General features: G+C 37.6%; 15 protein-coding genes. 7 read left to right on the top strand and 8 right to left on the bottom strand.

Annotation, left to right across the window (positions count from 1 at the left end; translation table 11 throughout):
• Positions 1–12 precede the first annotated feature (12 nt).
• From rluF to V3Z67_RS03290, 4 genes are all read left to right on the top strand, one after another.
• Entirely contained in the window at positions 13–852 is an 840-nt protein-coding gene (rluF, locus tag V3Z67_RS03305) for a 23S rRNA pseudouridine(2604) synthase RluF (RefSeq protein ID WP_330441958.1), read from the top strand.
• Positions 853–916: 64 nt separating this feature from the next.
• Positions 917–1,813, top strand: a complete 897-nt coding sequence (locus tag V3Z67_RS03300; RefSeq protein WP_330441957.1) for an AraC family transcriptional regulator — start codon at positions 917–919, stop codon at positions 1,811–1,813.
• A gap of 84 nt (positions 1,814–1,897) precedes the next feature.
• Positions 1,898–2,740, top strand: coding sequence for an SDR family NAD(P)-dependent oxidoreductase (locus tag V3Z67_RS03295; RefSeq protein WP_330441956.1), 843 nt, complete (start codon positions 1,898–1,900; stop codon positions 2,738–2,740).
• Between the two features lie 408 nt (positions 2,741–3,148).
• Positions 3,149–6,022, top strand: coding sequence for a fibronectin type III domain-containing protein (locus V3Z67_RS03290; RefSeq protein WP_330441955.1), 2,874 nt, complete (start codon positions 3,149–3,151; stop codon positions 6,020–6,022).
• A 92-nt stretch (positions 6,023–6,114) separates the two neighbouring features.
• Here V3Z67_RS03290 and V3Z67_RS03285 read toward each other — a convergent pair whose 3' ends face one another.
• From V3Z67_RS03285 to V3Z67_RS03270, 4 genes are all read right to left on the bottom strand, one after another.
• Entirely contained in the window at positions 6,115–7,002 is an 888-nt protein-coding gene (locus V3Z67_RS03285) for a bifunctional 5,10-methylenetetrahydrofolate dehydrogenase/5,10-methenyltetrahydrofolate cyclohydrolase (protein WP_330441954.1), read from the bottom strand.
• A 57-nt stretch (positions 7,003–7,059) separates the two neighbouring features.
• Complete coding sequence (ffh, locus tag V3Z67_RS03280) at positions 7,060–8,400, bottom strand: signal recognition particle protein (protein WP_330441953.1); 1,341 nt, start codon at positions 8,398–8,400, stop codon at positions 7,060–7,062.
• A gap of 403 nt (positions 8,401–8,803) precedes the next feature.
• A complete protein-coding gene (locus tag V3Z67_RS03275; protein ID WP_330441952.1) occupies positions 8,804–9,265 on the bottom strand; it encodes a hypothetical protein in 462 nt (153 codons plus the stop codon).
• A 72-nt stretch (positions 9,266–9,337) separates the two neighbouring features.
• Positions 9,338–10,015, bottom strand: coding sequence for a hypothetical protein (locus V3Z67_RS03270; protein WP_330441951.1), 678 nt, complete (start codon positions 10,013–10,015; stop codon positions 9,338–9,340).
• A gap of 105 nt (positions 10,016–10,120) precedes the next feature.
• On the opposite strand from V3Z67_RS03270, the gene V3Z67_RS03265 reads away from it, so the two are divergent.
• Genes V3Z67_RS03265 through V3Z67_RS03255 form a run of 3 tightly spaced genes read left to right on the top strand, consistent with a single transcriptional unit; the run spans position 10,121 to position 14,142 of the window.
• Positions 10,121–10,642 (top strand): RNA polymerase sigma factor, encoded by a 522-nt coding sequence (locus V3Z67_RS03265; RefSeq protein ID WP_330441950.1) that lies wholly within the window; start codon positions 10,121–10,123, stop codon positions 10,640–10,642.
• Positions 10,643–10,690: 48 nt separating this feature from the next.
• Complete coding sequence (locus V3Z67_RS03260; protein ID WP_330441949.1) at positions 10,691–11,605, top strand: FecR family protein; 915 nt, start codon at positions 10,691–10,693, stop codon at positions 11,603–11,605.
• Positions 11,602–14,142 (top strand): TonB-dependent receptor, encoded by a 2,541-nt coding sequence (locus tag V3Z67_RS03255; protein ID WP_330441948.1) that lies wholly within the window; start codon positions 11,602–11,604, stop codon positions 14,140–14,142. The genes V3Z67_RS03260 and V3Z67_RS03255 overlap by 4 nt, the downstream gene beginning before the upstream one ends.
• A gap of 59 nt (positions 14,143–14,201) precedes the next feature.
• On the opposite strand, the gene V3Z67_RS03250 is transcribed toward V3Z67_RS03255, so the two are convergent.
• From V3Z67_RS03250 to V3Z67_RS03235, 4 genes are all read right to left on the bottom strand, one after another.
• Complete coding sequence (locus V3Z67_RS03250; RefSeq protein WP_330441947.1) at positions 14,202–15,596, bottom strand: peptide-N-glycosidase F-related protein; 1,395 nt, start codon at positions 15,594–15,596, stop codon at positions 14,202–14,204.
• Between the two features lie 89 nt (positions 15,597–15,685).
• Positions 15,686–17,395 carry an MBOAT family O-acyltransferase gene (locus tag V3Z67_RS03245; RefSeq protein WP_330441946.1) on the bottom strand — a complete coding sequence of 570 codons (1,710 nt, stop codon included), beginning with the start codon at positions 17,393–17,395 and terminating at the stop codon, positions 15,686–15,688.
• A complete protein-coding gene (locus tag V3Z67_RS03240) occupies positions 17,395–18,813 on the bottom strand; it encodes a LysM peptidoglycan-binding domain-containing protein (protein ID WP_330441945.1) in 1,419 nt (472 codons plus the stop codon). The genes V3Z67_RS03245 and V3Z67_RS03240 overlap by 1 nt, the downstream gene beginning before the upstream one ends.
• A complete protein-coding gene (locus V3Z67_RS03235; protein ID WP_330441944.1) occupies positions 18,806–20,302 on the bottom strand; it encodes a hypothetical protein in 1,497 nt (498 codons plus the stop codon). The genes V3Z67_RS03240 and V3Z67_RS03235 overlap by 8 nt, the downstream gene beginning before the upstream one ends.
• Between the last annotated feature and the right edge of the window lie 14 nt (positions 20,303–20,316).

Raw genomic sequence — 20,316 nt, 5'->3', positions numbered from 1 at the left:
TATCTTTGTACTATGGAAGAGCTTAAGCGTTTAAACAAATTTATTTCGGAAACCGGATACTGTTCCCGCAGGGAAGCCGACAAACTTATTGAAGAAGGCCGTGTAACCATTAATGGCATTGTACCGGAAATGGGAACCAAAGTAAGCCTTGAGGATGAAGTACGTATTGACGGAAAACTGATTACCGAAAAAAGAGGAAAAAGCGTTTATCTTGCTTTCAACAAACCCGTTGGTATTGAATGTACCACCAACCCCGATGTTAGAAATAACATTGTAGACTATATAAACTACCCTACCCGCATATTCCCTATAGGACGCCTTGACAAAGCCAGTGAAGGCCTTATTTTTATGACTGATGACGGCGATATTGTAAACAAAATACTAAGAGCCCGCAACAATCACGAAAAGGAATATATAGTAACAGTAAACAAACCGATTACCGACCGTTTTATACAACGCATGGGTAACGGTGTACCGATTCTAGACACTATAACGCGTAAGTGTAAGGTAGAGCAGGTTAGCAGGTACATTTTCAGGATTGTGCTTACACAGGGACTTAACAGGCAAATTCGCCGTATGTGTGAGTTTTTAGGATATGAGGTTACTGCACTTAAACGTATACGAATTATAAACATTTCACTGGATGTTCCTGTAGGCCGTTACCGCGACCTTACCCCGACAGAGATAAAAGAACTCAACAAACTTATATCTGACTCCAGTAAGACCGAAGAAGCCAGCTTACCTAAAGCTAAAACCGAAAATAAAAGACCGTTTAACAATAAGCCTAAAAATACAGGCAGAAACGAAAACGGCAACCGAAACAGAAAAGGCGACTTCAGGAAGAGAAAGTAATTCATACCATAAAGAGAATTACAATATTTCGTATATTTGATTGAATTTCGCAATCACCCTCAATATGGAATCAGAATCTCTTACTCAGTTTTATAAAGATAAAAGGAAAGAAGTACCACAAAACATTAACGACAGCGTTGGTCATTTTAATGTTTTCAGGCTGGAAGACTGCCTACAACCCGGCAAACAAGTAAGGTATGCCCGCAGGGATTATTATAAGGTTACTTTTGTAAGAGGTAAAAACCGTTACCATTATGCCGATAAAAGTTTAGAGGTAGACGGTACATCTCTGGTATTCTTTAATCCGCAGGTTCCATACACATGGGAATCCTTATCAGAAGACCCTACAGGTTACTTCTGCATATTCACCGCACCATTTTTCACCGAAAAAATAAGAGGCAGCCTTAATGAATTGCCTATGTTTACTCCGGGAGGTAAACCGTCTTATATATTGAATCAAGCTCAGGAAGAAGCTATTGCTGCTATTTTTGAAAAGATGCTGGATGAAATCAATTCCGATTATGCCTTTAAATATGATTTACTTAGAGGCTACCTTAATGAGATTATACACCTTGCACTTAAAACTGAACCGGCAGAAAACCTTTATACTCACCCTAACGCAAATTCTCGTATCACTTCTGTATTCAATGAGTTACTTGAAAGGCAATTCCCTATAGAAACACCTGTACAGCGATTCAACATGCGATCGGCTAATGATTTTGCCCAAACACTATCGGTACATGTTAATCATCTTAACCGCGCCATAAAGCAAACCACAGGCAAAACAACCACAACTTTGATAAGTGAACGCTTACTGGCAGAAGCTAAGGCTCTTTTAAGGCATACAGACTGGAACATAGCCGAAATAAGCAACTGCCTTGGCTTTGAAGAGCCTTCGCATTTCAATAACTTTTTCAAAAAACAAACTACCCAAACGCCTTCTCATTATAGAAATGTTTGATTTTTGCAATTATTGGTTTGACCGGAGCAAGCTATAAGCTCTACACTGCTCATAACTTTGTACCATAATTAAAAACGAACAATTATGGAAAACAAAGAGAAAAAAGTATGGTTTATTACGGGAGCCAGCAAAGGCTTAGGACTGGAGTTTGTAAAACAGCTCTTAGCAAAAGGAAACTATGTTGCTGCCACTTCAAGAAGTAAAGACCAATTATTGGCTGCTGCCGGAGAACATGAAAATTTACTTCCGTTAGAAGTAGATCTTACCAGTGAGAATAGTGTAGAAAAGGCACTAAAAGCTACTGTTGAAAAATTTGGTCAACTGGACAATGTGGTTAACAATGCAGGCTACGGATTATTAGGTGCAGTTGAAGAGCTGACAGACAAGGAAGCTCGCCAAAACTTTGAAGTGAATGTATTTGGTACCCTTAATGTTATACGTAAAGCGCTTCCGTATTTACGCGAACAGAAATCAGGGCACATCTTCAACATATCATCTGTAGGCGGTTTTATAGGTAACTTCCCGGGTTTTGGTATTTATTGCGCTACCAAGTTTGCTGTAAACGGGTTCACCGAAGCTCTTTCGGAAGAAATGAAAGACTTCAATATAAACGTGACATTAGTTTTACCGGGGTATTTCAGAACTAACTTCCTAAACCCTGATTCACTTGCTGCAACACAAAACCCAATTGAAGTCTATACTTCGGCAAGAAACTCACAGTCACTACATGAAAACACCATTAACGGTAACCAGCCCGGAGATCCTGTAAAAGGTGTTGAGCAAATAATTAAGGTTTCTGAAACTGCTAATCCGCCATTATACCTTTTCCTTGGTAGTGATGCATATCAAATGGCAGAAACCAAGCTTAAAAACTTAGAGCAGGAATTAAAAACATGGGAATCCACTACTAAAGCTACTGATTTTTAAATCTACAATTTCTGTTTTTACAAAAGGACTTACATAACGTAAGTCCTTTTGTTTTTTATACTCTTCCGTTTAATTAATCATTGATTAAATATTAAAATCAGCCATTCAAACTGAATTCTCATCATTTCTTCAAAAAAAAATGAAAAAATGAAAACGTTGTAGGAAAAAGAAAACAAAACCTGCTATAAAAAACATAAAACACTACCAAACAATTAGTTAAAAAACACCTGTCGCTTTTTGTCACTGTATTTGTCGCTTTTTTACCCACCACAATACCAATACTTTAACTATTAAAGGTTCATTTTTTCATTAACGTTGCTAAACTATTTGTCACGCTTTTTCCCTCAAAAAGCATGACCAAGAGTAAGAAAAACTACAACTATTAACTATTTAGAAAAATTAATCATTATGAAAAGAATTATTATTCTGATTTCTTTTTTGTTATTAAAGGTCTTTATGGCAACAGCACAATGTGTTGTACCCAGTAACCTCACAGTAACAGAAATAACATCAAACAGTGCTTTATTAAGTTGGGATGCCGTTTCAACAGGAAGTGAAGTACAATTTTACCAGGCTAGCATCGTAGTGGGAGATAACGATGCTACTGACGGAGGAACCACAACTTCAACAAGTATGTCTAATTATTTTCCTTTAGCATCAGGCACTACCTATACTGCCTATATCAGATCATTTTGTTCAGGAACATGGAGTGACTGGAGTACCGGAACTGAATTCACTACAACAGCATGTACCGGTGCAGAGTTACCTTATAGCCTTGATTTTGAAAATGTAACCGCAAGCTTAATTCCTGAATGCACAACTTCTATAGCTAATTCGGGTTCGGGTTTTTGGACTACTGTTACGAATCCGGGATCGGGTTTTGAAACCGGTACACTAAAATTTGGCCCCAGCAATGCAGCCGGAGACAGCTGGTTATTTACTAAAGGCGTGAACCTTGAAGCCGGAACATATTATAAGATAACATTCCGATATGGCAATAACAGTACAGAAACTGCTGAAAGTATTATGCTTACTTATGGTGTTTCTCCTACTGCTGAAGATGCAGTAGCACTATATGCCGCCACCATTGATGACGCTATACCACACACACAGGACCTAAACTTCTTTACTGTAGAAGAGACAGGCACGTATTATATAGGTTTCCGCGCCTTAAGCGAAGCAAACCAGGGCGAACTTTATATAGATGATTTTTCTTTACAGCAAACCGTTTGTGGAACCCCTGAAAATGCTACAGCCAGTGCTCTTACTTATAATAGTGCAACAATATCATGGGAAGCAGCAACAGAAGGAAATGTTCCCTCTACAGGATATTATTTTGGCTACTCTACTACAAATACTCCACCTACCTCCCCTGAAACAGTTACAGAGTTATTTCAAGAACTTACCGCACTGGAAGCCAATACAACATACTATGCTTTTATAAAAAATGAATGTGGTGATGTAAACAGTGAATGGGAAGTTATTGAATTCACTACACCGTGCTTGACTACACCACTACCTTACACCGAAGATTTTGAATCGCTTACTGAGTCACAAATACCTGAGTGTACCTCATCTGTAACTATAGATACCGGAAACAGCTGGACATCTGTAAGCAATCCGGGAAGCGGATTTGAAAGCGGTACATTAATGTATACTGGTAATAATGAAACAGCCAACTCCTATTTTGTAATGGCTCCTGTAGAAATGGAAGCTAACACTTTTTACAAAATAAGCTTTAGGTATGGTAATAATAGTAGTGAAACTACCGAAAATATAAGATTAAGATTCGGCACTTCACCAAATCCTTCTACATGGACAAATACAATTACCGAGATTACAGGTATAAACAATAACGAAGAACAAATTTATTTCTCCGCACCATTTACAGTAGGCGACAATAGCGGGATATATTATTTCGGGATACAGGCGTATAGTGATGCCAATCAGGGAAACATTTACATAGATGATATTATTATTGACGAATGGACCTGTAGTATACCACAAAACATAGGCATTACAGATATTACCTCAACAACCGCCACAGTAGCATGGGAAGCTGCTGAGGGTGGTACATCAATGGGGTATTTTTACACTTTCGGGACTAGCAATATTCCTTCAGATGAAGGTATGGTTATGGTTAACGACTTGAGCGTAACTTTTGATGAACTGGAAGCAGGAACAACCTACTATGTATTCGTAAGAAACTTTTGTGGTCCTGTAATGGGAGAATGGCCTGCACCCTTAGTATTTACAACACCTTGTACAGAAACAGCGACAGTACCATATACACAAGATTTTGAGTCGGCTACCGCTCCGGAAATACCAAACTGTACTAGTATTGCTACAAACAGTGGCAGTGAGTGGGCTACAGCGGGTAATCCAGGTAATGGATTTGACTCTAACACTCTAATTTATACCGCAACAGAAGCCAATGCAGATGCTTGGTATTTTACACAAGGAATAGAACTAACCGCAGGCACTTTCTATAAAATACAATACACCTATGGTAACGACAGTGGCACTACTACCGAAAGCCTGATGGTAACAATGAGTACCAATCCAAATCCTGCAACAGCTTCAGAGGGAGGTATGATAGGTGAACATACCATTACAGATGCAACTCTGGCAACACAAACTACTAATTATGTAACTGTTGAAGAAGATGGTATTTATTACTTTGGGTTCCATGCACAAAGTGAGGGAGCACAGGGCAGTATTTATGTTGATAATTTTAGCGTTGAAGAAAATACCTGTGGTACCCCTTCCAACCTAACAGTATCAGACATTACCGAAAGTAGCGCTACATTTACATGGGAAGCAACTACCGAAGGCAACACCACTCCAAGCGTATACCAATATGCAATAGGTGATAACGATACACCTCCTGCAGAGGGGACGTATGAAGAAAACTTCACAACTGACTTCTCAGAACTTGAGCCGGAAACCACATACTATGCATTTGTAAGAACACAATGTGGACCAATATGGAGTGACTGGGAAATGGTAGAGTTTACTACCGAAGCAGAATTGGGACTTAACAACAATACCTTTAAAGGTTTTACCTACCAACCAAACCCTACCGAAGACATTGTAACATTAAGCAACTCTACTATAATTGACAATGTAGAAGTATACAACCTTACAGGACAGCTTGTATTACAGCAAAAAGCAGGAACAGAAACAACTCAGGTTGAGATGAGTTCTTTACCATCAGGAGCTTATTTTCTTACTATACATGCGGGCAATGAACTGAAACAAATTAAGGTTCTTAAAAAGTAACATCATTAAATTAATTCAGATTGATAGTTTTTTTTAATGAAAAAGGCTGCTAATAAAATTAGCAGCCTTTGTTTTATAAGGAAATAAAAGGATTATTGTCCTCTCATTGCTCTTTGCTCTCTTGCAAGTAATGTATTTTTAAGTAGCATGGCAATTGTCATTGGCCCTACACCACCTGGTACAGGAGTAATGTATGATGCTTTTTTGCTAACATTAGCAAAATCTACGTCACCTGTAATCCTATAACCTCTTTCGGCAGTTTCATCAGGAACACGTGTAATACCTACATCAATAATTACAGCATCATCTTTCACCATCTCTGCTTTTAGGTAGTTAGGCACACCTAAAGCCGTAATAATAATATCGGCCTGAGTAGTAATCTGGCTAATGTTTTTAGTATGGCTGTGAGTAAGTGTTACAGTAGAGTTACCAGGGAAACCTTTACGCCCCATCAGGATACTCATTGGTCTACCTACAATATGGCTACGACCTATAACTACTGTGTGTTTACCTGCAGTTTGCACATTGTATCGTTCTAAAAGCTCAAGAATACCAAACGGGGTAGCCGGGATAAAAGTAGTCATATCCAAAGCCATTTTACCAAAGTTCTCAGGGTGGAAACCATCAACATCCTTACTAGGATCGATAGCCATAAGCACCTTTTGGTCATCTATTTGTTCCGGTAACGGAAGCTGTACAATAAAACCATCAATGTTATCATCCTGATTAAGCTCTTCAATTTTCTTTAAAAGCTCGGTTTCAGAGATAGTACTTGGCAATTTTATAAGAGTAGACTCAAACCCAACGCGCTCGCATGACTTTACCTTACTACCTACATAAGTAAGACTTGCTCCGTCGTTACCAACGATAACCGCTGCAAGGTGAGGTACTTTTTCACCATTGTCCTTCATTTTTTTTACCTCAGCGGCAATCTCATTCTTAATGTCTTCAGAAATTTTTTTCCCGTCTAATAACTGCATGTTATATCTGTTAATTATTATTAAAAAAGACGCGGTTACCCGCGCCTCTACAGTTTCTTATGGCCTCATACCTTTCATTCCGCCCATCATTCGCATCATGTTTTTACCTGCACCTCCCTGCATCATCTTCATCATTTTGCTCATTTGGTCAAACTGCTTTAGCAATTGATTAACCTGTTGTATGGACGTACCCGATCCTTTAGCAATCCTATTCTTTCTTTTTGCATCAAGAATAGATGGCTTAGTTCTTTCAACCGGAGTCATGGAATGTATAATAGCTTCTATATGCTTAAAAGCATCGTCTTCAATCTCTACATCTTTAAGGGCTTTACCTGCACCCGGAATCATCCCGACAAGGTCTTTCATATTACCCATTTTCTTTACCTGCTGTATTTGAGAAAGAAAATCGTCAAAACCAAATTCGTTTTTAGCGATTTTTTTCTGAAGCTTTCTTGCTTCTTCCTCATCATACTGCTCCTGTGCTCTTTCTACTAACGATACAACGTCACCCATACCAAGAATACGGTCGGCCATACGTGAAGGATAGAAAACATCAATAGCTTCCATCTTCTCACCTGTACCAATAAACTTGATTGGTTTATTAACTACCGATTTGATAGATATAGCGGCACCACCACGGGTATCACCATCTAATTTGGTAAGTATAACACCATCAAAGTTAAGTCTGTCGTTAAAAGCTTTAGCAGTATTAACAGCATCCTGACCTGTCATAGAATCCACCACAAAAAGCGTTTCGTTTGGCTCTATGGCTTTATGAACGTTTGCAATTTCGTTCATCATCTCCTCATCAACAGCAAGACGACCTGCGGTATCCACAATCACTACATTAAAGCCGTTTGCCTTAGCATGCTTAATAGCGTTTTGTGCAATCTCTACAGGATTTTTATTACCCTCTTCAGAGTATACTTCTACACCAATTTGCTCTCCAACTACGTGAAGCTGGTTAATTGCCGCCGGACGGTAAATATCACAGGCAACAAGTAAGGGTTTCTTGTTTTTCTTAGTTTTTAAAAAGTTAGCAAGCTTACCCGAAAAAGTAGTTTTACCCGAACCCTGTAAACCGGACATTAATATTACCGATGGATTACCCGAAAGGTTAACCCCGGCAACATCGCCTCCCATAAGTTCGGTAAGCTCGTCTTTCACAAGCTTTACCATAAGCTGTCCCGGCTGTAATGTAGTCAATACATTCTCGCCAATAGCTTTTTCTTTCACCTTATTGGTAAAATCCTTAGCTATCTTAAAGTTAACATCGGCATCAAGTAATGCCCTTCTAACTTCTTTAAGGGTATCTGCTACGTTTACTTCGGTAATCTTTCCGTGCCCTTTAAGAATATGAAAGGCTTTGTCTAACTTATCACTTAAATTATCAAACATAATTTATTGTTCAGATTTTATAAGGTGCAAATTTAAGAATTTGATTTTGAAGTTAACAGCGTTATGCAATAAAAAAACCAGCCTTTAGGACTGGTTTTCTTGAGGAAAAAACTTGAATATTAAAAAAAAACACAAACTTTACGATTATTGCATCTGTTAATCGGTGTTGATAATAAAACAGTCATAAGGTTTTCCACCCTACCCCTGTTTTCATTTTTTTTTCGAAAAAATAAAAAAACCAGTCTTTTCAGACTGGTTTTTCTGCACAGATAAACTTTGGCTCTTTTTAGTTTTCATAGCAATTCAAATAACTTTGAAGCTTCCGTTTATCAGAATAGATACTAGTTTTTCTTTTTCATTTATTGTTATTCCTTCACTGTAAAAGCAGCATAAGGATATTGTTTTAATTCTTTTGAAACACAAGGGTATCTGTACCTCCGTTTCCTCCACTCACATCAATCAGGCTTATAGTGGTCGATGTTACTGTAACGATATCCCAATCGTCTGTAAGATCCGTAAAATCTGTCGGCGATGCAAAACCGATATTAAAATCAACATCACCACTAGGGTTATCATCATTACTGTCATCTGTAGTTACAGACCACGTACCAATTACTGTCGAATCCCCATTTACTGCGGTTAACACTTCGTTACTTCCAAAGGTAAAAGCATAACCCGTAAAGTGATTTGTCTCATCATTACCCGAATCTACAAAAGATGTAATACTCCATGTGCCGCTTTGCGCAGCACTCACTATTTGTGATGTATCTGTATTAACTGATGAGTTATCATCATCAGAACTGCACGACAGCAATACAGTTATCAAAGTGCATGCCAACACTAGTTTAAAAAAATGTTTTTTCATAATTGTAGTAGTTTAAGTTAGTATTCGTTAGTGTTATTTTCTCAACTACAACAATTTAGCTCTTTTTTCTATTTATTCACACAAATTTGCAAACTGATTGATAGCATTAAGCAAGTCTTCATTACCTGCAGCACTAATTTCATCTCCGTCAGGAGACAATACCACAACAGGGGAAGCAATTGCAGCCAGTACACTGTCGTTAAGGTTATTTAAAAAACCATACAGCTCCATATTGTCGTCCACAACCACAACATCTGCAATTTGATTTACCGTATCAAAGGTATTTACAGACAAAGGGTACTCAAATGCAATACAGGTTAAGTCACCTCCGCTTTCATTACAGGAAGATGCCTGTAACCATTGCTGCTGTGTATTTATAACCTCCTCAGTATAATCTGCATAAATAACCGTAGCCGGCAACTGTACCTGCACCTCATCAACATCTTGTTGAGACTGATTGAAAACATCTTCAACAAGAGTAAAATCGGACTCGGTATCAATAGTGATTTCCTGCCCGTTTGCAATAACTGTAATCGGCAGTTTAACCGAAAAACAATCGGTACTATCTATAATATTATCGGCAGACACAGGGTTTTGAGCTACTTTCATCATTTTGACAGCCAACTCTGATCCCGAAATAAGATTACCCGAATTATCCTGCAAAACAATATTTTCTTCACTTTGACAGGAAAACAGCAATAATGTTATGAGAATAAAAAAAATATCTATTTTTGCTTTAACGAACTTCATATACACTTTCACCGTTTTCGGACAATAATTAAACAGTTTAAAAGGGAAAAGCCCTACCTGTTTGCATTATTTTTTATAATTTCACATTGATATTGCACTCCGAAAATGAAAAATAACTCCATATCGAATATTTGCGAAGAATTGCTTTTTTCCAATTTCTTCAAGACACACGTAAAAACGCTCAAAAACTATCTTTATTATAAATTTGGTAATGAAGAACGTGCCGAAGATGTTACCCAGGAAGCTTTTATTAAGCTATGGGAAAACTGCGCCAATGTTCCTCCCGAAAAAGCCAAATCATTTATTTACACCGTAGCAAACAACGCTTCCCTAAACCACATAGCACACCAAAAGGTTGTATTGGAGTATACTAAAAAATACAATGGCCCCACTTCTTCTTCAGAAAATCCTGAATTTATTATGGAAGAAGATCAATTTAAGATAAAACTGCAAAAGGCTATAGCAGGTTTATCTGAGGCGCAGCGTACTGCTTTCCTTATGCATCGTATTGACGGCAAAAAATACTATGAGATTGCCGAGATTTTAGGCATAAGCGTAAAAGCCGTAGAGAAAAGAATTCATGGTGCTTTACTACAACTAAGAAAAGAAATTGAAAATTTCAGGTAGGGTATTTATTTAATTAACTGTTTACAAATCAAAGCAACAAACATAATAATGAAAGAGGATATAAAATTAGCGAAGTGGCTTGCCGGGGAGATGGATGAAAAGGAGCTAAAGGAATTTGAATCTTTACCTGAGTTTGACACTTACAGGAAAATCGCAGAATATTCTGCTCAACTGCAGGCTCCGGAAACGGATGCCGACAGGCTATATAACGCTATAACAGAAAAAAGACAGGCACCGCAACCTAAAGTGGTTAAGCTACACCAGCCTTGGTTGGTACGCATAGCTGCTGTATTAATTATTGCTCTGTGCCTAACTTTTGTATTCTACACAAATAACACTACTACACAAATAGCCCAGGCTGGTGAAAAAACCGAATTTCTGCTACCGGATAAATCGGCCGTTGTTTTGAACTCGGGCTCTGAAGCCGAATTCAAATCATGGAACTGGAACAAAAAAAGAAGTATAGAGCTTACAGGTGAAGCCTACTTTAGGGTAGCAAAAGGAAAAACATTTGATGTAAATACCCCACTTGGAAAAGTTACTGTAGTAGGTACACAATTTAATGTAAAAGCCAGAGACAACCGTTTTGACGTTACCTGTTTTGAAGGTAAGGTTAAAGTTACTTATAAATCACAGGAAGTATTTCTAACTCCGGGTGAAAGTGTTACCTTTGAGAATGGAGAAGAAATAACTATCCCAGAAACACAAGCTGCACAACCGGGCTGGATGAATAACGAAGTGACTTTTGTAAGCGAAAAGCCTGAAAATATTATTAAAGAAATAGAAAGGCATTATGCAGTAAAAATAGAACTGGATAAAAATGTTTCCCTATCTCCTGAAAATGTATTTACAGGTACCCTACCTATGAACGAACTTGACACTACGTTAGCCTTTTTTACAGACAAGTATCATTTAAAAGCTAAAAAAACAGGTAAGGGCACCGTTATTTTATCGGCCGAATGATATTAAAAAAAGGACTGCTTTTATTTTCTGTACTATTTTTTTTTTTCGTCCGGGCTACCTATGCCCAGGATGTAAGAAAGGTTTTGCCTTTAAAAAGCATACTGGTACAAATTGAAGAACAGCACAATGTAAAATTCAGCTACCTTAATAGTGACATCAGTCCGTTTAAAATAGTACCTCCTCAAAAAAGCTTACTTATTGGTGAAAAGCTATCCTATATCAGGACACAAACAGGACTTAGCTTTAAACAATCAGGCAAATACATAAGCATCTACAAACCGGTTAGCGAAGAATTTATCTGCGGATATATAGTAGATGAATATACTGTTCCTATTGAAGGAACAACAATAAGATATACTTCCCAAAACGAACAGGTAGAAACTGATAAGGACGGTTACTTTAAAATAGTTAGAAATAAAAATGACCTTATAGAGATAAGCCATCCAGCTTACGAACCCATAACATTAACGGTTAACAGCTTTAAGGACGATTGCCGTACTATTATCCTTAAACTTATTTTCACTACCACACTTGAAGAGATTGTTGCCGAACGATACCTTACCACCGGTATCTCCAAAAAGGATGATGGCAGCTTTGTTATTAAACCTAAAAAGTTTGGTATACTACCCGGACTTATAGAGCCTGATGTACTGCAAACCATGCAGCAATTACCGGGCATAAGCAGTATAGATGAAACCGTTTCCAACATTAATGTAAGAGGCGGTACTCACGACCAAAACCTATTTTTATGGAACGGGATAAGACTTTTTCAAACCGGACACTTTTTTGGACTCATATCCGGCTTTAACCCTAACCTGCCCCATAAGATAAAAATATACAAAAACGGAACTTCCGCCTTTTATGGTGAAAGCGTATCGAGTGTTGTTGATATATCTTCAAGATCAGAAAATATAGACGACAGCAGTTTCGGTATAGGAACCAATATGATTAATGCCGACTTCTATTCGGTTTTAAAACTATCTGAAAAATCAGGGCTGGAGCTATCGGCCAGACGATCTTTTACCGATGCCATAGACCTCCCCGCTTACAGCAAATACTCAAAAAGAATTTTCCAGAACACAGTAGTTACAGAACTTAGCAACAGTAACGATATTAACTACAAAAGTGATAAGGAATTTTACTTCTACGATTTTACCGGACAGTATCATCTTAAAACCAGTGATAAAAGTGACTTGTTTATTGATTTTATAGGTATAAACAATAAACTTGATTTTACTCAGGGAACTATTACTTCTACCCGTGTACTGGTAAAAAACAGTAACCTGTCACAACTTACACTGGGCGGATCTGCTACATGGAAATCACAATGGAATGAAAAGAACTATGGCGAAATCACTATGTATGGCTCTTATTACCATGTAAACGGAAATAACGAAGCCTTATTAAATAATCAGGCTGTAGAACAGGAAAACAACATTGTAGACACTGGGTTCCGCTTAAGCAATAGCACTAACCTATACCCTTACCTGGTAGTACACACAGGCTATCAGTACAGTGAATTGGGAATCAAAAACACAAACAGGATAAACTCTCCTGATTATTTCCAAACCACAAAAGATGTATTAAGAAGCCATGCCCTTGTAGGTGAAGCAGAATATAACCCGGAAAACAGTAAGTTTTACGCAAAATTCGGGCTAAGAGGTAACTATTTTTCCAGCCTGTCCACTTTTCTTTTAGAGCCAAGGTTACAGTTTAACTATACTATAAACAACCATTGGAAACTTGAAGCTCTTGGAGAATTTAAAAGCCAGGCAACCTCCCAGATTGCCGAAGTACAACAGGACTTTTTAGGCATTGAGAAAAGAAGGTGGATTATGGCAAATGGAGAGGACATTCCTATACAAAAAGGCAGGCAAATATCGGCAGGTGTTTATTATAAATCCGGAGGATGGCAGGTTTCTCTTGAAAACTTTTACAAAAAAGTATCAGGTATCACAACTGCCGAACAGGGTTTTCAAAATCAGCTGGAACTTATTAACCTAACAGGAGATTATAGGGTTTTTGGTACGGAGTTTCTGATCCAAAAACAGTTTCACGGTTTTTATGCATGGTTTAGCTACACCTGGAACAATAATAAATACGACTTTAAGGATTTTAACCCATCAAAGTTTCCTAATAACCTTGAACTAAGACATACTGTTAACTGTGCTGCTACTTATGAATGGAAGAGCCTGAAGTTTGCCCTAGGAGGTAAATGGTTTACCGGAAGACCCGAAACAATACCATTAAGTAATGACCCTGTATATAACACACCGGGATATCCCGAAATAAGCTACGCATCGCCAAACGGAGATAACATAGAGAACTTCTTTCAGGTTAATTTCTCTGCTCTTTATTCTTTAAAACTTAAAAACATGGCTACCCTGCAAATGGGAATCTCCGTATTAAATGTATTAAACAAAAAGAATATCATAAACCGCTACTACCGTATTAACGATGAAACCGACCTTATTGAAGTGGTAAACACCTATTCGGTTGAAAGAACACCAAACGCAATGGTTAGATTAAAATTCTAGATATAAAAAAACCGCCCTAAGGCGGATTTAAAATTATTTAAACTATCAATCTAAATAAATTAGCTTTTTATTAACTTTTGAGTAGCAGTTCTGTTATCATCAAACCTAACGTTAACGATATACACACCACTTTGAAGCTGAGAAAGATTCATTTTCTCACTTGTACCTGAATAAACAATCTGACCAAGCGTATTTACAACTGTTACGTTACTTATACTGCTTCCATCTACAGTTTGAACCTCAGCTATATCTACAACCGGGTTAGGGAAAAGACTAAAAGCTGTTGTATTGAAATCTTCAGCACCAAGAGTTTGAGAGAATCCTTGTAAGTATACAGACATTGGGAAATACCCTTGACCATCATTAAATACCGCATCCGGCACTTCAATTCTAAATGAGTGTTCTCCGGCAGCAAGATCACCAAGTTCAATTACCCTAATTGGAATTTTATCCCCAGGACACCAGTTATTCCAAGACCAGGCAGCATTATTATCAGGCCTTGGTGGTGAAGGGTTTTGTGAACAATCATAATATATACAGCTAGGTTGTGTATTATATTCAAAGAAAGGAACACAAGAAACTCCTCCAGGCTTATATGTTGCAACCTGCTCATCATCTAAATAAACATAATGTTGTCTTCTGATGTACTCCTCACCACCTGAGTTAGATCCGTGGTTTGAAGTAATAAGATAAAACTTAGCATTAGGCAAAGCCTCCTCAAGGGTAAAGTTTATTGTTCTAACTGTCTCTCCAAGTACATCTGTACCATCAAGAGTATAGTTTTTAAGTTCATATTTGTATGATAGCGGTATAAAAACGTTATCATCTCCGTTAATAACAAGAGGATTATTTGTAGAAGTAAATTCTAAGTTACCCTGATAAACATCATTCCTGTCTGAACACCCATCTATTTCTACCGCAGCACCTCCCTGACCAGGACCTCCCTGATAACCGTAAACCTCAAGCTCAACCCATAGGTCATATACTGAAGTTATACTCTCATCATGAAATATTTGTGTAATATTGTCAAGATCAAACTCATATGGAACTTCCTGAAGCGCAGCATTCATATCCATAAATGGAGTAATAAAACGACCAAGTTCTATCCTGTCTACCTCATTATATACATAAGTGGTTTGTCCTTTTGGAACAAAAGCAAGGTTAACGTTACCAATCCTGTCATAGTTATCACATAGCGGATTTAAGGTAACTGTCATTGTTAGAGTATTACCAAACGAAGCTAATTGTTCTTCAGTTAGCATTTTCCCGTAAGATGAATTACTGTTACGAATAGCCCCTTCAGGAACCGGCTCGCTTACAGTAGCTTCATACATCCCGTAAAATACGGCTTCCTCAAAAACCTGTAAAGTATACGGCTCTTCCTGTGCTCTTAGCGTAGGGCTGCTAAATAAAGAGAAACACAAAAAAGAAGCAAAAAGTAGTTTTTTTCTCATAGTTAATAGTTAAGCATGTGTTAAGATGCGAAATTTAATAATTTTTTTGCAAAAAAACCTAACTTATATAACTACTTTATGAAAAAGTATTAAAACTGAAAATAAATAAATGGCTGTGGTCCCGCAGAAGCTGTTGCATACACTAACCAGTAGGCCAGTCCTAAAATAACTGCCTTAAGTACTAAAGGTGTTTTATTAAAGGTTTTTTTCATAAATTGAGTAAAGCCTTCCGGAAGAAAATGCCAAACATAACCTATTAGCATTAAAAGAAATACATTTTTATAACCCAATACAATAGTTTGCCATTTCTCGGGCTCAAAAGTTACTTTTGCTATGTTGTTTATTACATCTAATGCTGTTGTAAAATCTTTTGCCCTGAAGAATATCCAGCAAAATGCAACAAAATGAAATGTAAGAACAACAGAAAACAACTTCCATATTACCGCCCCAACAGTAGCTTGATTTCTCTTTTTTGAACGGGAAGATTCTAAAGGATGTTCACTACTTTTTTTGGCAGGAAAAAACTCTAAAAATATCTTATGTACCGAAAGTGCCATACCGTGCAACGCTCCCCAAATAATAAAACGAAGACTAGCACCATGCCATAATCCACCCAGAAGCATTGTAGTCATAAGGTTGGAATTAGTATACATAGTTTTTTCCTTGTTTTTGGAAAGCACAAACGTAAGTATGAATAACAAAGTAGCTCCAAGGCTTAATATAAAGGGCAGGTTACTATCGGGACCATAGGTTACCCCCCAAAGTATTAACCCGAAAAAGAACAATGAAGGAAATAAAAAACCTGCAAAAGTCCCTTTTCTGTTCCCTCCTACCGATATGTATAAAAAGTCTTTTAACCAAGTAGAAAGCGATATGTGCCATCTTCTCCAAAACTCAGTAATAGATGATGATTTGTAAGGTGTACGGAAGTTAGGCGGAAGTTCAAAACCAAGCAATAAAGCTATACCGATTGCCATATCAGAATATCCCGAGAAATCACAGTATATCTGTAATGTATAACCATAGGTCGCCATAAGATTTTCAAAAGCCGTATAACTGTTTGGTGCATCAAAAACACGGTCTACAAAGTTGATAGAAATATAGTCTGATATTACCGCCTTTTTTATAAGTCCGCCAATAATTAGGAACAACCCGTAGTTAACCTCTTCTTTTGATATATGAAGCTTTTCGTAAATTTTTGGTATAAAATCTTTAGCCCTTACAATAGGCCCGGCAACCAGCTGCGGGAAAAACGATACGAAAAACAGATAGTCCGGAAAGCTCTTTGCCGGAGTTATTTCTTTCCTGTATATCTCTATGGTGTAACTTATAGACTGAAAGGTATAAAACGATATACCTACCGGAAGTATAATATCCTGAAAATCAAAATTACCACCAAAAAGGTCATTATAACTCCCTATAAGAAAATTGGTATATTTAAAATAGAACAGAAAACTAAGATTTACCACTACACTAAACCACACATATAGTTTTCGTCTAAACGTATCGGTTTCCCGGTATAAAAAGTAACTCAGTGTATAATCAAGCGATGTAGTAAACAAGAGCAGCAAAAAATAAAATCCGCTGGACTGCTGATAGAAATACAACGAAAAGCATATCACGTAGAATATCCTTAGGCGAAAAGTATTTCGCAACAAAAGATACATCCCATAAAACACAACAAACATCCTAAGGAAGCGGGCCGAATTAAACAGCAAAGGTTCTTTTGGATTATATGCGAACCAGTCCAATACGTCCTGCCAAGATGAAATTTGCGGTACAAAATCTGTAAACTGCATTACTCCCTGTTTGTTTTAAAATTATTGTATGCGTTTAAAAATGCTTCGGTAAACTGTATACCCTGTTGTTTATATCCGTCTCTTGAATAGTGTACCCTGTCTGAAGACATCAGTCCTTTTTTGGCGTTATCATTCACACTAAACAAACCTCCCATTACCGTAAACAAATCCCATGTAGCATATCCTTTTTCGGTTTCCTCAACGGTAAGGGTCTTAGCATAATCGGCTACAAAAGTATTAGGATATTTCCTTTTAAACAGTGACGGTGGCGGAGTGGTAACCAAAATACTAACATCAGGATTTGCAGCTCTCACACTGTCTATAAAACTATTCATCTGCACCATATAATCCGATGCAGACATTTTATCAAAAGACTCATTTGTCCCTAATGAAATCACAATCAAATCGGGCTCAAGCACCCTTAGCTGATTAAAGAACATGGGATATTTATTGTAATCAGAACTTTTTGCACCGTTCACTCCTATCGCATGATATAAAACACCAGCAGTATTTTTTTCCAGCACAACACCGTTAAGGTTATATTGCTTTTGATTTTTATTAGCCAGCAGGTATATTTTTGACAGAGCTTCCTCGCTGTAATAATAACAGCAGGTACTATCCTGTTTCAAAGCAAGAGGAATAAATTCTGACCTTTCTATCTCTTTCTTTATCTTTTCCCCTGTTGGTATTTTTAAAGTTTTACCCGCTCTTATGTTATTAGAGCGTAATCCGTTTAGCTTTTTAATCTGCGATACAGTTGTACCATATTTTTGTGCTATTAAGGAAAGTGCATCACCACTTTTAATTTTATGGATTATTACCTTTGGCTCTGTAGATTCTAATATAATAGTCTTTGAGCTCGTAGCTACATCAAACATAGGCAGATTGTGCGGTGTAACAATCTTTATTGTATTAAATGCATTAGCCGTATCACGTGGTTCAATAGCCATAGCAAAATCCTCGTTGGTAGTAAGCGCTATACCACTTAGCCCTACTTCGGTTCCGTCAGGACTGTACACATTCCTTCTGTTTTCCCATGCGGCATTTGATGAAAACTTTACACTATAGCCGCCATTGGTTTTAGCAAGGTTATACGGAAAGGAAAAACCTGCACCGGCATTCCCAAACTCCTGCTGCAATTTTTCGCGAATAGCTCCTGTAAACAAATCGGCCTGAATATGTGAATCTCCTATATGTACAATATTTACATGCCCTTTACCTTCGGTCTCTATTTGAAATAACTTCTCAAAAACAGCATTTAAGACCAATGAATTGGTAATAATATTATCAGAAAGGATTACAGTACTATCTATAACAATACTATCCATACTCACTTCGGTAGAATCAGTATCTACCTGAGCCGAAGCATTAGCAAAAAAGACTAATACAAACAGTATAAAACTTAACTTCCTAACCATTAATACTGTCTTTTAAAACGGTTATAGAATCATTTTCCTTTACCGGAGCTGTTTCCTCCACTTCCGGCTCAGCTTCTTTCTTTAAGGCTTTGTATTTCTCGTAGCCATTTATAAGCTGCTTATAAATAAGATCGGCTACTTTTTTGGCTCCTCTGTAATTAAAGTGGGTATAGTCTTTATTCGCCATAGCAGGCACTTCCTCATCTACCCATTTTACAATAGAACCATCACCTCCCATAAGTGTGTACAGATTAACAAATCCTGATTCGGTTTGTATAGCATAACGCTTTTGTGCCAGTGTTAAAGGCACAACAGCCGAATCGGTTTTCATTTCCATATCATACTTAGTAGCCTTATCGGCGGTAGAGATAACAAGTATATCCACACCCGGAAAACATTCCCTAAGGTGATTTACAACAATACCCATACGTTTTTCATACCAGGTATAATTGTACGAACCGTAATTCAAAACATTAGTACCGTAGTGCAGTACTATAAGATCATAACCCAGCTTTTCGTTAAAAGCTTTCATAACCCCTGTATTAAACAGCGATATAGGCAAACCTGAATTCCCCCTGTTAGAGAAATTATCTACGTGTACACCTTTACCATTATCAAAGTTAAATCCGTAAAACGGAATAGAATCGGCTTTAATGAAATTGGCTTCAAGTGACCTTGGGTTAGCCGAAGTAACCAGTAATGTATTAAGCTTATTTACAGGGTTAAGTTTCTTTACAAGGGTATCTTTACCAGCTATAAATTCCACACTGGCTTCGGTATTATTACTCTTACCATAAAACAGTGTAGGGCTGTTTAACCTGTTCATATGCCTTAAGCCTCCTGCCCTGTATTTTACCCATATAGGTTTAACGGTATCGTGCTTTGTAAAAAACACATACCCATTTACACCAAACGGACTATCAGGACGTTTTACATTTAAGTAGGATTGCGTTTTCCAGTTCCCTGAATATTGGTGTAGTACCGAACCTCGTGAACCCGCCGACTCTGATGTGATATTTACAAAACCTACTCCCTCACCTCCAAATTTTTCCTGAAGATTAGACCTGAAGTCCTGCACTATCATATCACCATCGGTCATAGAGTCGCCAAAATAGGCAATCCTCACATTACCGCTTCCGGTTTCTTCCAGTCCGTATAATTTTTGGAAAAGAGCAACAAGATGCTGATATCCTTTGTACTGTTCAAAAGTTTCGGGCGGAAACTGTACACCGTGCTTTTCCTCAAAAACAATTTCTGATTCTTCCAGTGTATCCACCTCTGTCACAGCAGCAGTATCTTCTGCCTTTATAGCCTTTTCTACCTCAATAGCATCCAGCAATAAACTGTCTACCACTACATTCTTACTAACGGTTTCGGTTTCTGTAAAAATCTTTTCAGGTAAAAAAGATTTAAAGCCAACAAATGCCGCTATTGACAATACTACAATAGCGAACGACTGTAAAAAGTAAGGCTTATTTTTCTGGCTCACAAAACTGGATGTTT

It is taken from the genome of Flavobacterium sp. C4GT6, assembly GCF_036347315.1.
Taxonomy (GTDB): domain Bacteria; phylum Bacteroidota; class Bacteroidia; order Flavobacteriales; family Flavobacteriaceae; genus Flavobacterium.
Note: the sequence above shows the minus strand (reverse complement) of the source record. Positions and strands in the feature narration are given on the sequence as shown.